Annotated in this window: 12 protein-coding genes; 4 read left to right on the forward strand and 8 right to left on the reverse strand. The window is 69.9% G+C overall.

Features of this window, described 5'->3' with window-relative positions; translation table 11 throughout:
• Together D7W81_RS32030 and D7W81_RS32035 are read right to left on the reverse strand one after the other, a co-directional pair.
• The coding region (locus D7W81_RS32030) for a two-component system sensor histidine kinase NtrB (RefSeq protein WP_147445694.1) at positions 1 to 1318 on the reverse strand (1318 nt) is incomplete at its 3' end.
• A 78-nt stretch (positions 1319 to 1396) separates the two neighbouring features.
• Positions 1397 to 4375 carry a chemotaxis protein CheB gene (locus D7W81_RS32035; RefSeq protein WP_120559203.1) on the reverse strand — a complete coding sequence of 993 codons (2979 nt, stop codon included), beginning with the start codon at positions 4373 to 4375 and terminating at the stop codon, positions 1397 to 1399.
• 238 nt (positions 4376 to 4613) lie between these two features.
• On the opposite strand from D7W81_RS32035, the gene D7W81_RS32040 reads away from it, so the two are divergent.
• Positions 4614 to 5255: a glutathione S-transferase family protein gene (locus tag D7W81_RS32040; RefSeq protein WP_120559204.1), complete on the forward strand. Its 642-nt coding sequence runs from the start codon at positions 4614 to 4616 to the stop codon at positions 5253 to 5255.
• A 196-nt stretch (positions 5256 to 5451) separates the two neighbouring features.
• On the opposite strand, the gene D7W81_RS32045 is transcribed toward D7W81_RS32040, so the two are convergent.
• From D7W81_RS32045 to D7W81_RS32065, 4 genes are all read right to left on the reverse strand, one after another.
• Positions 5452 to 7248 carry a tetratricopeptide repeat protein gene (locus D7W81_RS32045; RefSeq protein ID WP_147445695.1) on the reverse strand — a complete coding sequence of 599 codons (1797 nt, stop codon included), beginning with the start codon at positions 7246 to 7248 and terminating at the stop codon, positions 5452 to 5454.
• A gap of 182 nt (positions 7249 to 7430) precedes the next feature.
• Positions 7431 to 7871, reverse strand: a complete 441-nt coding sequence (locus D7W81_RS32050) for a hypothetical protein (protein WP_120559206.1) — start codon at positions 7869 to 7871, stop codon at positions 7431 to 7433.
• A gap of 650 nt (positions 7872 to 8521) precedes the next feature.
• The gene (locus tag D7W81_RS32060) at positions 8522 to 8701 is read right to left on the reverse strand and encodes an SRPBCC family protein (RefSeq protein WP_208721543.1); all 180 of its coding nucleotides are present in this window, start codon (positions 8699 to 8701) and stop codon (positions 8522 to 8524) included.
• A gap of 204 nt (positions 8702 to 8905) precedes the next feature.
• The gene (locus D7W81_RS32065; protein ID WP_120559209.1) at positions 8906 to 9427 is read right to left on the reverse strand and encodes a hypothetical protein; all 522 of its coding nucleotides are present in this window, start codon (positions 9425 to 9427) and stop codon (positions 8906 to 8908) included.
• 162 nt (positions 9428 to 9589) lie between these two features.
• Here D7W81_RS32065 and D7W81_RS32070 point away from each other — a divergent pair, with 162 nt between their 5' ends.
• A complete protein-coding gene (locus D7W81_RS32070; protein ID WP_120559210.1) occupies positions 9590 to 10849 on the forward strand; it encodes a lipoprotein N-acyltransferase Lnb domain-containing protein in 1260 nt (419 codons plus the stop codon).
• Between the two features lie 3 nt (positions 10850 to 10852).
• Here the strand turns inward: D7W81_RS32070 and D7W81_RS32075 are convergent, their stop codons facing one another.
• Positions 10853 to 12184, reverse strand: coding sequence for an ATP-binding protein (locus tag D7W81_RS32075; protein ID WP_120559211.1), 1332 nt, complete (start codon positions 12182 to 12184; stop codon positions 10853 to 10855).
• A 27-nt stretch (positions 12185 to 12211) separates the two neighbouring features.
• On the opposite strand from D7W81_RS32075, the gene D7W81_RS32080 reads away from it, so the two are divergent.
• A complete protein-coding gene (locus tag D7W81_RS32080; protein WP_244227560.1) occupies positions 12212 to 12757 on the forward strand; it encodes a response regulator in 546 nt (181 codons plus the stop codon).
• A 568-nt stretch (positions 12758 to 13325) separates the two neighbouring features.
• Positions 13326 to 13748: a hypothetical protein gene (locus D7W81_RS42575; RefSeq protein WP_158621740.1), complete on the forward strand. Its 423-nt coding sequence runs from the start codon at positions 13326 to 13328 to the stop codon at positions 13746 to 13748.
• A 273-nt stretch (positions 13749 to 14021) separates the two neighbouring features.
• Here D7W81_RS42575 and D7W81_RS32090 read toward each other — a convergent pair whose 3' ends face one another.
• Complete coding sequence (locus D7W81_RS32090) at positions 14022 to 14417, reverse strand: hypothetical protein (RefSeq protein WP_147445696.1); 396 nt, start codon at positions 14415 to 14417, stop codon at positions 14022 to 14024.
• Positions 14418 to 14748 lie beyond the last annotated feature (331 nt).

Below are 14748 nucleotides of genomic sequence, written 5' to 3' on the forward strand. Positions count from 1 at the left end.
CGCGTGGGGCGTGCGCCACGGGGGCCTCTCGCGGCGCCGAGGACGCCGGGAGCTGGACGGTGAAGGTGCTGCCCGCGCCGGGCGTGCTCTCCACGCGGATGCTCCCGTTCATCTGGGCGACCAGGCTGTGGCTGATGGCGAGCCCCAGCCCCAGGCCCTGGCCCATCCGCTTCGTGGTGAAGAAGGGGTCGAAGATGTGCTCCAGGACGTCCGGCGCGATGCCCTCGCCCGTGTCCTGGACCTGCACGAGCACGCCCTCGTCGGAGGTCCGGAGGCGCACGCGGATTTCATGGCGGGAGGCCATCCCCTCCGGAATGGCCTGGGCCGCGTTCACCAGCAGGTTGAGGAAGACCTGGCCCAGCCGGACGCTGTCGGCGACGACCTCCGGCACCTTCACGTAGTCCCGCACGACGTGGGCCCGGTGGCGGATCTCCACCGTGGCCATCTTCAGGGCCAGCTCCAGCACCTGCTCCACGTCGACGCTGCGCCCCTGAGGTGCGGTGGGGCGGGCGAAGGTGACCAGGTCCTTGACGATGTCCTGGATGCGCTCGGCGCCGGCCTGCGCATGGGACAGCGCTTCGAGCGCCTGCGTCGCACCGGTGTGGTGGCGCGTGGAGGCGAGCAGCTCCGCATCCACCGTCGCCGGTGCCGGGGCCCGCAGCGCGTGCGTGGCCAGGCTCAGGCTGCCCATGAGGAAGGCCAGCGGGTTGTTGACCTCGTGGGCAATCCCCGCCGCGAGCGTGCCGACCACCGCCAGGCGCTCGGACATGCTCAGGCGCACCTGCATCTGCCGCAGCTCGGTGATGTCGATGATGGCGGTCCGGCACATGCGCCCCGGCAGCCTCCCGTCCTCGAGCGGCGCGCTGTGGAGCCGGACTTCAATCCGCCTCCGCGCGATGCGCAGCCGCAACTCCGTGCTCACCGTCTCCCCGTCGATGCACTGGCGCACGTGGGCGAAGAAGCGGCCCAGGTCGGCCGGGTCCACGAAGGGCGTGAACGGCATCCCCTGCAGGTGCGTGCGGTCCTGTCCCAGCAGCCCCGCGCCCGTGAGGTTGAGATCCTGGATGCAGGCCTTCGCATCCAGGCTCACGCAGGCCATGGGCGCGAAGTCGTACAGCTCCATGTAGCGGTTGCGGGACTCCTCCAATGCCTGATGGGCCTCCTGCAGCTCGCGGTTCTGCATCTCCAGCTCCAGCTGGTGGCGCTGCAGCTCCCGCAGCAGCCCGCGCAGCTCGTCCGGAGCGCTGGGGCTGTTCTCCAATTCCTGTATCGCCTGGGTGAGGTCCGCCCGGGTCATCCCGCTACGTCGCCCATCCATGGACTCCCCCACTCAAATCACACTCACCTGAAGCCCTCCCGGGCAGGGAACCCTCCAGCGCAGGGCCCTCCCAGGTGCTCAGGTCCTCCGGGTTATATCCTCAATGGAAAGCAACAGGTACGGCACATCGCCCGTACCGCTGGAGAGCTGGCGAGCATTGAGCAGCATGCGCCTGTGCCCGATGGTGTCGAAATCGTGCTCCATCACGAAGTCCCGCAGGTGTTTGTTCAAGGGCAGGATCTCCTCCAGCAGGTGGCGCAGCTGGGGGATGTTCCACTGGCCATTGCCGAGCGTGTAGAGCGGGTGCCCCAGGGTCTGCTCCTCGCTCACCTGGAAGGTGGCGTAGAAGGCCGGGTTGACGTTGATGACATGCAGGCCCGCGTCCAGCACCAGGAAGGGCTCGCGCATCGTCTCCACGATGGCCCTGGCGTACTCGCGGGACCGCCGGGACTCGTCGAGGCTGCTCTTGAGCCGGTCGATGTCCAGGAGCGTCATCACCGCGCCTTCGATTTTGTTGTCCACTGACTTGTAGGGGCGCAGGCGCAGCGAATACCAGTGCCCGTTGCTGTCGCGCACCTCCTGCTCGATGACGCTCAGCCGCCCGGTGACCTCGGTCACGGCGGCCTCCAGGTCCGGCAGGGGCAGCGCCAGCTTCACGTCTCGCAGGGGGCGGCCGATGTCCGAGGACGAGAGCTTCAGCACCTCCTCCGCCATGGGGGTGAAGCGGCGGATGCGGTGGTCGTTGCCCAGCATCACGGTGGCGATGTGGGTGCTGCCAATCAGGTTGCTCAGGTCGCTGTTGAGCTGGCCGAGCTCGAGGTTGCGGTTCTGCAGCTCCTCGTTGACGGTGGTCAGCTCCTCGTTGGTGGACTGCAACTCCTCCTTGGCGGTTTCCAGTTCCTCGTTGGTGGACTGCAGCTCCTCGTTGCTGGACTGGAGCTCCTCGGTGGTGGAGCGCAGCTCCTCGTACGTGGCCTCCTGCTCCTCCGTGACCGTCTGCAGGTGCTCCTGCGTCATGAGCAGCTCCTCGCGCAGCCACTCCGCCTCGCGCCGGTGCTCGTCCTCGCGTCCGTCGGGCGCGGAGGCGTGGCCCTCGCGCTCCGAGGCCGGGGCGGCCTCCTGCGCCTCCTCGAAGAGCACGAGGAAGCAGTGCGCCTTGCCCGCGTGCGCGGCGCGCAGCGGGTGCACCTCCAGGTTGACCTTGCGTTGCCGGGCCCCCTCCGACAGCAGCAGCCCCTCCTTGCGCACCCGGCTGTCGTCCTTCTTCGCCCGGTGCAGGGCCGACCTGAGCTCCAGCGACAGCCCCTCGCGCGCCATCCGGATGAGGTTGAGGCTCGCGACCCCTGGGAGCGGTTCGAGGTAGGGCCCGGTGTGGCCCCGGAAGTGGAGGATCTCCAGGTCCTCGTTGACGATGACGCCCGGGGGCCCGTAGCGGGCGAGCACCAGCCGGTCCGCCTCATGCTGCGCATCCAGGTCCGCGCCCCTGGGCTCCAGCTTGCGCCGCGCGCTGGAGGGGCGCTCCGCCGGGGACTCCCGATAGGTGAAGGAGAGGCTCTGCGGGGGGGCGGTGTTCTTCTTCCGGTAGAGCTTGTTGCGCTTGTCCACCAGGGAGAACAGGTCCGCGGAAGCGCCCACCGTCTCCGACGTGCCCAGCATCAGGAACCCACCCGGGCGCAGGGCGTAGTGGAAGACGGGCAGGATCTTCTTCTGCAGCACCGGGCCCAGGTAGATGAGGACGTTGCGGCAGCTGATGAGGTCCACCCGCGAAAAGGGCGGATCGCTCACCAGGTTCTGCTGCGCGAAGACGCAGACGTTCCGCAACGACTTGTGGATCTGATAGCCGCCCTCCGTCTTCACGAAGAAGCGGAGCAGGCGCTCGGGCGACACGCCGGAGACGCTGGCCTCCGGGTAGACGGCGGTGCGAGCCTGCTCGATGGCCGTCGCGCTCACGTCCGTCGCGAACACCTGGACGGAGTGGCCCGTGGCCGAGGCGCCCAGGTACTCCATCAGGCACATGACGAGCGAGTAGACCTCCTCGCCCGTGGAGCAGCCGGGGACCCAGACGCGGAAGGGCCGCTCGGGCGGGCGGCCCTGGAAGAGCTCCGGGAAGACCTTCTGCTGGAGCGCTTCGAAGGCGGGGGCGTCCCGGAAGAAGCTGGTGACGTGGATGAGCAGGTCCTGGTGGAGCAGGTCCAGCTCCTCCGGGTGCGCCTCCAGGTGGCGGACATAGGTGTCCAGGTCCGCCACCTTGCACAGAAGCATCCGTCGCTCCAGCCGCCGGTGGATGGTGCTGGGCTTGTAGTGCGTGAAGTCCACGCCCACGCCTTCGCGCAGCAACCGGAAGACCCGCTGCAGCCCCTCCTCCGGAAGCGCCGGGGACACGGCCGCGTCCGGTACCGCGCGGGCCTGGGGCGCGAGCGTGCCCAGGTGGGCGAGCTGCGCGAGGGCCTCCGCCATGCCCTCGGGAGGCAGGATGTGATCCACGCAGCCCGCCGCGATGGCGCTCCGGGGCATGCCGTCGAAGTGGGCGGACGTCGGCTCCTGGGCCAGGGTGGTGCCGCCCGCCTCGCGCACGGCCTGCAGCCCCCGGGTGCCGTCGGAGCCCGTGCCGGACAGGATGACCCCGATGGCCCGGCCCGGCGCCTGCTCCGCGAGCGATGCCAGGAAGTCGTCGATGAGCCTCAGTCCCTGCTGCGAGCTGTGCGGCGGCCCCAGGTGCAGCGCCCCGCGCTCCAGCGTCAGGCTGACGCCCGACGGGTTGACGTAGAGGTGATCCGGCGTGAGCGTGAGGCCCTCGGACGCCTCCACCACCGGCATCGCCGTCCCCCGGCCCAGCAGCTCCGGCAGCGCGCTCTCGTGCTGGGGGGACAGGTGCTGCACGAACACGAACGCCATCCCCGTCCGCGCAGGCAGGTGCTCCAGCAGGGACAGGATGGCCGGCAGGCCGCCCGCGGAGGCGCCAATCCCCACCACCGGGAAGCGCTCCAGGAACGTCTTCGCGCCCGCGTCTTCGTCGCGGGGGCGTGGCGGCGGGGGGGAGGTGGGCTGCTTCTTCACGAGGAGTCCCTTCGGCGCCCGTCATGGCATCGCGCCAAAAGGAGCCTTCCTCCCTGATAGCCCAGCGCGAATCCCGCCGCTGGCCGTCCTTTCACCCGCTGTGCCAGCCGGCAGTGGGCGGGGAGCCACCCGGGTCGGGACATTTGGGCCACTGCACCCCTGACGATACCTGACAGTCCCTTGTCACCCCGGGTGGATAGGTCCTCCCCCTCCACCCGTTTCGTCCCGGAGGTCCGTCTTGAAGCTCTACTTCCACCCCCTGTCCGGAAACTCGCGCCGCGTGCTGCTCGTGGCCGCCCACCTCGACATTCCCCTCGAGCGCATCGTGGTGGACCTCACCACGGGCAAGCAGCGCGAGGCGTCGTACCTGGGCATCAACCCCAACGGGCGCGTCCCCGTCCTGGACGACGGCGGCTTCGTGCTCTGGGAGTCGCGCGCCATCATGGTGTACCTCGCCGAGAAGACCCCGGGGCAGACCCTGCTCCCGACGGACGCGCAGGGCCGCGCCGACGTGAACCGCTGGCTGTTCTGGTGCTCGTCCCACATGGCCCCGGCGAACACGGTGCTCGTTTTGGAGAACTTCGTGAAGCAGCGCACCGGCCGCGGGCCGCCGGACCCCACCGAGGTCGCGCGCGGCGAGGCCCTCTTCGCGCAGACCGCGCCCGTGCTGGACTCGCACCTGGCGGGCAGGACGTGGGTCACGCAGGAGCGCCTGACGCTCGCGGACCTCTCGCTCGCCGCGTCGTTCGCCCTCGCGGGCCCGGCGCGACTGCCCATCGAAGGCTACGCGAACCTCCGGGCCTGGCTGGGGCGCGTGCAGGAACTGGAAGCATGGCAGCGCACCGCGCCCCCCATGCCGCCGCCAGCCGCCCGGAGCTGAAGCAGCCGCTCGCGGCGCTCCACCCCGCTGCGCCTCTTCATCGAAGCGGCGCGCGCGTTGGCCCTCCGGGTCCTGTGCCCCTGGCGGGTAGCGGCGCGAGGAGCGCCAGCGCGTGGGTGACACGCGCATCCATCGCGAGGTGATAACGACGCAGGAGCTCCAGGTCGACGGCGTGGGTGAGGACGGGCGCCGCGCCTCAGCGCAGTTCCTGGGCGAATTGCTCACGATAGCGCCCCTGGAGCGTCTTCAGCGCCTCCGCCATCCCCACGGCGCGGTACTGCTCCGCCAGGAGCTGCCACGCTTGCTTGTGCAAGGGCTCCAGCGCCACGACACGCTCCAGGTGCGTACGTGCCTCCTCGCGGGGACCCGACGTGCAGGCCAGCCATCCCAGGATGAAGTGCGCCTGCACCGCCTCCTCGTGCGCGGCCACGGCCTGCCGACACGCCGCTTTCGCAGGCCCCGTCCTGCCAGCGCGCAGGTGGCCTTCGCAGTCCAATACGTGCAGCACCGCCGCGCGCGGGAACTCCCGCCTGAGCCAGGTGAGTCGTGCCTGGGCCTTCGTCGCCTGCCCCTTGTCGAGGGAATCCTCGACCTCCTTCGCCGCGCGGATGAACTCTCCCTCCCGCTCCGCCGCGACACCGCTCATGGAGACATCCACGGGCAGCGCCTTCCAGCGTCGAGCCTGCCGAGCCCAGGTCCGCAGAGGCTCGGTCCTAGAGTCATTGCCCGCCTTCTGGATGGCCTGCTCCGCCCACGTGACGGAGGAGGTCTCCTTGAAGAAGGCCGCGAGGTCTCCCCAGACTTCTGGCGGTGTTCCAGGATTTGTTTCCATCCGTTGCCGCGCCCGCACGAGCTGGCCTTGCGCCTCCAGGTGCTGCCCCTGTTGGAGGGCCAGGGTCGCGAGCAGGAACAAGGGGGCGGGCTCGGAGGGGAATTTCCCGGCGACGGCCTCGCACTTCTCCCGGGTCGCCGGCAGCTTGGGGGCGACACGCGTGTCCAGGTAGCAGGCCAGCCTTTGGACGAGGAAGTCCCCCGGGTAGCGTCGCGCGAGGGGCTCCAGCTGCTGGGCGGCGACCTCCACGCGTCCCGCCTTCTCGAGCGCGAGGATTTCGTCGAACCGGCGCCGGTCCTCCAGAGGCAGGGGGGCCTGGGGCTGGTGAACGACCAGCGGCGCCTTGCCCTCGCGAACCTTCGCGAGCCATTCGACGACAGCCTCCTTCTCCGGTCCCTCCCAGTCCGGCGAGGACGTCGAAGCCAGCAGTGCCCCCAGCTCGCTCGCCCAGACCCGCGCGGCAGCGTCATCGCGACGACCCGCCGAAGCATGGCGAAGGCTGGTTTTGAGCAACGCCAGGGTCTGCGATGTGAAGGCCGCCTGATTCGGTGCGTAGCTCGGGAACATCATCCAGTGCGAGCTGCGCACGTGGAATGCCCCCAGCGTGTGCGCCCACTCGTGGAGGAAGATGGACGTCTCCTTGTGCATCTTCCGCTCCTGGTAGAGCGTCTGCCGCTCGTCCTGGGGCAGGTGGATCAGCGCCTCCATGATGGCGCGGACCTCCTCCGGGTTTCCCATCTCGCGCAGCACGCAGTGACGTCCGAACAGCCGGGCCATGCCCAACTCATGCTGCGCGGAGGAGAAGAGCTTGAGCGCGGAGACGAAGCCGACCACCAGGTCCACGTCCTCGCCCGGATCCGTCTGCTCCAGCGCGGTCAGTGAACCCTCCAACTCGCCTTCGACACCTCGATGCGCCCACTCGCGCGTCGACTCAAGCTCGAAGACAACGCCCAGCTGCCCCTGCATCACCGCGCTCGCGCGCTGCAATTGGGACACGACACTGCTTCGCCAGCGCACCACCTGCTCCCGATAGTCCGAGTCCGCGTAGACCCGGACCCGAATCTTCCGGACCGGCCCCGTCGAGGGCTGCGACGAGGACTCCAACTTCGCTGGCGCGAGGGTTCGCGCCTGTTCCCGTGCGTAGTCCACAGGTCGCTTCACACACGATACGCCGAGGACACAGCCCCACACCGCCAGCAGGGCGACACGCGCCGCCAATCCCATGACACGACCTGTGCTCATGGCTCCCTCCCATACGCGAAATGCGTCAGGATCGCAGCTGACTCCCAGCGCGAGCGCCCGCCCTCCCATCCAAGCTGGGCGGGAATGCGCAGACGCGCACTTCAGGTCCTGGCGAGGAAGGCATCCGCGTCACCGCCTTCGCACTTCCAATCGGCGTACACCCCGATGAGCCCGCAAGCGGGACAGAAGCACGCGACGTAGAGCCAGCGGACGTCCTTCGTCCCTTCGTACAGCGCCACACCCGACACGATCTGGAATGCCACCGCGCCACAGAGGCACTCGCTGCGTTGGAGTTCCGCGGAGTCGGCGTACTCGGAGCTGTCCCCTACCCACTGGACCGCGCCACAGCCCGAGCAGGTCCTCCTCGCGACGCCCTCGTCTTCGTCCTGGTCCAGGGTGAAGGTGGGTGCCCCACAAGGGCAGCTCGCTTCGTGGAACCGGGTCGCCGGGTAGCCATTGAGCTGGCTGAACCGTCCCATTTCCAGCCGCGCATCCTCCAGCCCCGTTCCGTACCAGTGCTTGCCCTTCTTGCGCGGCGCCATGGAACGGGAGCCTGCCGCTTCTTCCCATCGCTGTCAGATCCTGCGACGCGTCGGGCGAAGAGAAGGCCTGTTGAGGGTGAGGGCAGGTGCAGAGGTGCCGAGGCGGGACGCTGACGGGTGCCGCAAGCTGTGCGCCAGGCCAGTGGAGAGGCCTTGCAGTTCTCATTGGACACACGCCCGCTCAGGCCGTGCTCCCCTTTGGGGCGCGGCAGGGGACTTGGGCATGGGGGCCACTGCGGCTTGGCGCTCAACACCCCGCGTTCTGGGGTGGCCCCCGTGCTGGGGCCAGTCTCCCAGGCAACGTGAGTTCCAGGTGCTCCCGGGATGGCACGCCCCCCACTGGAAGCCGTCAGATACGCCTGCCCCCGGCGCCTGCCTCCTCACCTGCCGCAGGCGAACACATCCAGCGCGAAGCTCCTGCTTGAGCAACCCGGCCCATCCACCCGCGGCGTGCGCTCCTGGGTCCGCGGCCGGATGGCATCTCCCCCCACGGCTGGTCGCTATGGCTAGGCGGGCGGCTTCGGCACCACGTTCTTCATCGACACGGACCAGGACCTGACGGCCATCCTCCTGACCCAACGGATCATGTCGGGCCCCGACGACGAAGCCTTCGCCGTGGCGTTCTCGAAGGCGGCGTACGCAGCGCTCGGTTAGAGCGCGGAAGCGGGCATCGCGGTGTCGGCCCGGGCGCTCTGCGTCCCGCTCCGCGCCGCGGCGTCCAGGTTCGCGAGCCCCTTCTCGAAGTCCCTGCCCAGCATCGTGTCCATGTTCTCGACGAGCGAGAGCGCCTTGCCCATCAGGGTGTTCTCCCCCTCCATGCGCCAGCTCACGCGGGTGCCGCCCTCAACGGGCGCAAGCGTGAAGACGGTCTGCAGGAGGCTTCACTTCCACGTCGAACGAGGGGCCGCGAAATCGACACGGCATTTCTTCCAGCGCGCCCGGCGGGGCGACGGGGTCTCCCCGGCCAGGAGCGTCACACCCTGGCCTACCTCATCGTCCCGCGCGGTGCACCGGGCCCCCCATCGTGCCGAGCTTTAGAACGCGGTGACCCAGCGGGTGTTGGTGTCGCTCTGGAAGCGGTGCAGGGGGCTGCCCGCCTGGCTGATGATGATGACGTTGGAGCCGTCCGCCATGCGGGCCGTCACCGTGATGGCGTTCATGTTCCAGTTGTCGCCCGTGGAGAAGATGTCCGGCTGGCCGGAGGTGAACTGGATGGCGAAGTCCAGCAGCAGCCCCTGGTAGATGCCGGCCGGCGTCGCGAAGGTGACCGTCTTCGTGGAGTAATTGGGCCACGACGCGCCGTTGTTCAGGTTGAAGCTGGTGACGAGCTGGTTGCCCGACGTGTTCGTATAGCGGAGCGAAGCCACCGCGTTGCTCGCGGTGCGCAGGTCGTCCCCGCCCGTGACGATGGTCACCGTGAGCTGGGTGATGCGGTGGGCATCGTCGATGGCGAACGCATCACCGGGCGACAGGGTGACGACGGCCAGGGCGAGGGTGGCGACGAGGGTGGCGAAGGCGCGGCGGGAGACAGCGCCCAGGGAGCGGATTCCAGTCATGACAGGCTTCTCTTTCGTGAGGTTCGGGCAGAGGGGACAGACACGTCACCCGCCGCCTCCCAGAGGCGCGGGCTTCAAACACCCTGCCGGGAAGCCCCCGGCGCGAACACTGCCAAACTTCTTGCACTGCCCCGGGCCCAGCGCTCGCGCGATACCGCGCTCATGGCCCGACACCGCTTCCTGCTGCTGCTCATCGGATGGCTCGGGGGATGGCTGGGGAGCCCCTCCGCGCAGGCCGCGCTGCCCCCGGGCTTTGGCGAACATCCCGAGGACCTGCGCGTGAAGCTGGTGACGTTCGGCCCGGGACCGGACGCGCACCAACTCTTCGGACACAGCGCGCTGTGGGTCGAGGACACGCGCCTGCGCACCGACTTCCTCTACAGCTACGGGATGACGACGCAGGAGGGACAGGGCAGCCCGCTCCACTTCCTCGTGCGACATCAGCCCTTCTGGGCCGCGCGCCTCCCGGCGGCGCACACGTTCGCCACCTACCAGCGCGAGGACCGCTCCATCACCGCGCAGGAGCTGCGCCTCCCCCTGCGAGCACGGCAGCGATTGCTGGTCCGGCTCGAACGGGACGTGAGCCCCGAGCACCGCCTCTACGCGTATCACCCCACCGACAACAACTGCGCGACGCGCGTGCGGGACGCCCTGGACGACGCCTTGGAAGGTTCGCTCCGCGCGGACGCCTCGCTGCCCGCGCGCTTCACCTGGCGCGAGCACCTGCGGCGCCACACCCGGCACAGCCCGGTCGTGAGCCTGTTGCTCCTGACGTGGGTGAACGACGTCATGGACGCGCCCCGGACGCGCTGGGAGGAGGCCTTCGTCCCCCGGGAGCTGGCGCGGCTGCTCGACACCTCGTCCGTGCCGCGAGGACGGGTGGACGTATACGTGTCCCGCGCGCGGCCTTCCTCCGACCAGGAGGCCGGCACCTCCGCGCTCCCGCACCTGTTCCTCGTGGGGGCGGTCGTCGCGGGCGGGGCGGTGGTGCTGTCCAACCTGCGAAGGCGCGGCGCGACGCCCGGGGCCCGCATCGCCTTCGGGCTGTACCACGCGCTGTTCGGGCTGCTGTCCGGCGCGGTGGGCTTCGTGGGACTGCTGCTGACGCGCTACTCCGAACACTCCGCACTGCGCGGCAGCGAGGGCCTGCTGCTGTTCAATCCATTCGCCCTCGCGCTCGTCCCCTTGGGCATCGGCCTGGCTTTCGGGAGCGCTCGCGCGGAGCGGTGGACGCGCACCTGCGTCGGGGGGCTCATGGGCTGCGCGCTGCTCTCGGGGGTGCTCCAGTTGCTTCCCGCCTTCGGTCAGGACCTCCGGGAGCCGCTGGCGCTGATGCTCGTCGCCCACCTGGGCTTTGGGATGGCGTGGGGAGGCACGTCCAACGCCGTCCCTCGAATGGAGGCGCGGCCCCAGCGCGCCTGAAGCTCAGGCCCCGGACGGCAGCAACACATCCACCCTCGCGCCGCCTCCGGGCGGGCTGGAGGCGAAGAGGGAGCCGCCGCTCGCCTCGACCAGCCCTCCCACCAGGAGCATCCCCAGCCCCGAGCCATCCCGCTTGGTGGTGCCACCCCAGGGGCGCGTGCCCTCCAGCAGGCCCGCGCGGAAGCCGGGCCCGTCGTCACTGACGCGAAGGCGGATGAGCAGTGGATTGCCATCCGGCTCCACGCTCACCCGGACCGTGCGGGCCCCGCGCTGTCCGTCGCCTTCGCAGGCATTCACGAGCAGGTTGGTCACCACGTGGGACAGCCCGCGCTCCCCACCGACGATGCGGGCGCGCGGCGCCTGGCGCCCTGACGTGTCGGGCGCATCCGTCCCCACGACGATGTGGACGTGGGAGAAGCGCGACCGGACGACGTCCGCCGCGTGGTGCAGCGTGGCGCCCACGTCCACCAGCTCGGCTTCATCGATCATCGCCAGTTCGCCCAGCGTGCGGGACTTCACGCTGGACACGAAGTCCCCCAGCTCGCTCAGGTCCTGCACGAGCGCCTGGGCGTAGCGCGAACGCGCGTCACTGCCAGGGTCGCGGACGAGGAGGTCCGCGCGCAGCCGCGCCGAGGACAACAGCGTCCTCACGTCATGGTGCTCCCGGAGCATCAGGTCCAGGTGCCGACGGGTCCTTTCGACGCGAGCACTCTCGCACCCCGCCTTGAGCACCATCCGACGCGCGACGTCGCAGGCCAGGGAGGCCACCGCCCCCACGCTGCCGATGAAGATGAGGAGCAGCGCCACCTCCGACATGCCGTAGGTGACGAAGCGGGCGTTCCACTGGAAGTCCAGCGCGACGAGTCCACCCATCAGCAGCAGGTTGGCGGCCGTGCCCGCCCAGGCGGCGCGGGGCGACAGCCGCAGCGCGGTGATGAACACGACCGCGACGGCGGCGGACGGATCGGGCATGCGTAGAAGCCCCGTGTAGTGGGGGCCGTGCCACACCAGCGTGGACAGCAACGAGGCATGGGCGAACACCGCGTCCAGCACGGAGGATGCGACCAGCAGGCCCGTCCCGAACAGGCGCCGCCGGGCCGCCCACCTCGCGACCGCCGAGGCCCCGATGGCGAAGCCCAGCACGGGCAATTCCACCAGCGCCGCCGGCACACCGCCCTCCGCGTGGAGGCCGCCCAGCAGCAGGAACCGCGTCAGCACGAGCCCGCAGAACACCATGCGCACAGCGCTCACCAACGCCTCGCCGTCGTTGGAGGCGTCCGACAGCACACGCTGGGCAATCTGTTCCGGCATGGCCGGCGGAGGGTGTTCAGACATAGGTGCTAGGCTTCAAGGGTGGGACGGGTGCGACATCTCTTGCTGGTGGAGGACTCGGAGCGGTTGGCTTCGGTGCTGGAGGACGCGCTGCGCGCCCACGCCGAGCACATCACCCACGTGGCGACGCTCGCCGCGGCACGGCGGGTGTTGAAGGAGCACCCTCCGGACGCCGTGCTGCTGGACGTCAGCCTTCCGGACGGCACCAGCGACACGTTGCTGGAGGACCTGCAGGCGGTGGAGCCCCTGCCGCATGTCATCGCCATCAGCGGCAACGCCACCGCCGAGCAGGCCTTCCGGCTGGCCTCGGGGGGCGTGCGGGCCTTCCTCCCCAAGCCCCTGGACCTGGCGCGGCTGGAGGAGGTGTGGACGCGGACGCTGTCGCGGCCCCCCGACCTGGTGCACGCGCTGCGGGCGAGCGCCGGACAGGTGCCACTGCACCAGTTGGAGGGCGTCGTCCGGGACACGCTGGTGGACGAGGCCCTGGCGAAGTCCGAGGGCAGCGTGCGCGGCGCGGCGAAGCTGCTGCGCATCTCGCGGCAGTTGCTCCAGCACATCCTCAACGCCCGGAAGTGACGTCACGAGGCCCGGCACCGGTCTGTCTCCCTTCCGCATGAACCGGACGCGCCGCGCGCCCGTTCCCGGCGAGCCAGGAGCCGCGTGACCCTTCACGTGCCGTACCAGCGGGCCCGGGGCGACGCGCGGGCGGTTTCTCGCTCGGGCAGCGCGGGCACGCGCCGCGGTCGTGGACTGGCAGGCTACAGAAGCGCGTTGCCGGGTGGACCGGGAGGCAACAGGGGGCGGCCTCTTTCGCGGCGGGGCGCAGGGGCGAAAGCCGCGCCTTCTCCAGTTTCGCGACGACGCCCACGCTGCGCCCTGCGAGGTTCGCGACGACGTACTGCACGGAGCTGCCCAGCACCTGCTCCCCAGCATGGGGCGCAACGGGACGGTGAAGCCCTTCAGGCGCTCTGTGGGGGACTCCGGGGTCGCGACGCCGCGCTCCAGGTCCAGCGTCCAGCGCACGGGCTTGCCCAGCCCCGTCGCCTTCGCCGCGAGGCCCGGCGTGAGGGCCCGGCCCACGATGCCATCCAGGCTGTCCGCGAACGTCCGGTTCAATCGCAGACGCTTGAGCCGGATGACCCGCGTGTCCCCAGGGTTCGCGGTGGCGACGAAGAAGGGGCCCGTCTGTGGATTGCCGAAGAGCGCGCGTGTGACGCCCTGCGCATCCATGCCACCGGAGTCGAGCGTCGTCGTGCGCACGGTGTCCGCCGGCCACACCGTGAGGACCGGCGCGCGGTGGGCGGAGAACTCGTTGGACCACGTGGTCGGCTTGAAGTCGTGCACGCGCGGCGGACCGGCGGGACGCGCGGGGAGAAGCCGGCCGGTGAAGGCATGCATCACGCGCGTCTTCGGGTTGTTGCTGTCCGGGGAGTCCGCAGTGCCGAGCAGCCCTTCCCCGCTCACCTTGCCACTGAAGACATACGTCTGCTTGCGCGAGTCCGTGACGACGAAGCGGACGTCGTTGCCCACGCGCTCCCCTTCCAGCGCGTCCCCGTCCGACGCATAGGGCGAAGAGAAAGCCTGGTGAGGATGGGGGCTGGAGCAGAGGTGCCGAGGAGAGACGCTGACAGGTTCCGCCGAGCTGTGCGCCAGGCCGGTGGAGAAGCCGTGCAGCCCTCATTGGACACACGCCCGCGCAGGCCGTGCTCCCCTCTGGGGCGCGGCAGGGGGCTTGGGCATTGGGGGTCACTACGGTCTGGCGCTCAACACTACATGTTCTGAGGTGGTCCCCGTGCTGGGGCCAGTTTCCCAGGCAGCGTGGCCCATCTGAACCACGCAGTCAGTCCAGACGGCCCTGGAGCGATGGCTCGAGCTGTTGCAGCATCTCTCGGGCCCGCTCTTCTTCCGTCAGGTGCCGCTCGTAGCGCAGCCGACCCGCCGCGAGCTCCCAGCAGTCGAGAATGTCCTCACACTGCGTCAGGATGGCGTACCAGCGCGCATCCTCGAGCAGCGGCGCGGCACTCTCGAGGATGCGATGCGCCAGTTCGTACTGCGCATACACCATGTCAGCGCCGGCCGGCATGAACTCGAGGTAGAGCGCGGCAGGCAGCCGCGGGGCGCTGTCACTCGGGTGGAAGCGCAGCCCACGACGGCCGTCCCCTGGCTCGAACAACCCTAATGCGTTGCGCGGGGGTCCCCCTCCCATGTCCGGGTTCCGCGCCAGTGCCTCGGTCACCCACCGCCGCGCCGCCTCCTCGCATCCTGCCCGGACGGGCAGCACGGCGGTCCATCGGGTGCGAACCGGAGCGACCTGCCAGACGCGGACGGTATGCATCAGCGAGGATCCGAGTCCCTCCAGGTGCGCCAAGGTCGCCTCGCGGCCGGACTGATTTCGCCTCATCGAATGCCCACCATAGAGCCGCCGGAAATGTGCGTCGACCGAGCCCGGGTTTCGTCGATCGTCGGCATGCAGGCAGAATCCCTCCGGGAACGCCGGGCCCGCACCTGCCTACACGATTCGTCAGGGGCGAAGCGCGCGCTTCAGTGCTAGTCCATGTCGCCATGTC

Origin of the sequence: Corallococcus aberystwythensis, assembly GCF_003612165.1 — a bacterium.
GTDB classification, from domain to species: Bacteria; Myxococcota; Myxococcia; order Myxococcales; family Myxococcaceae; genus Corallococcus; species Corallococcus aberystwythensis.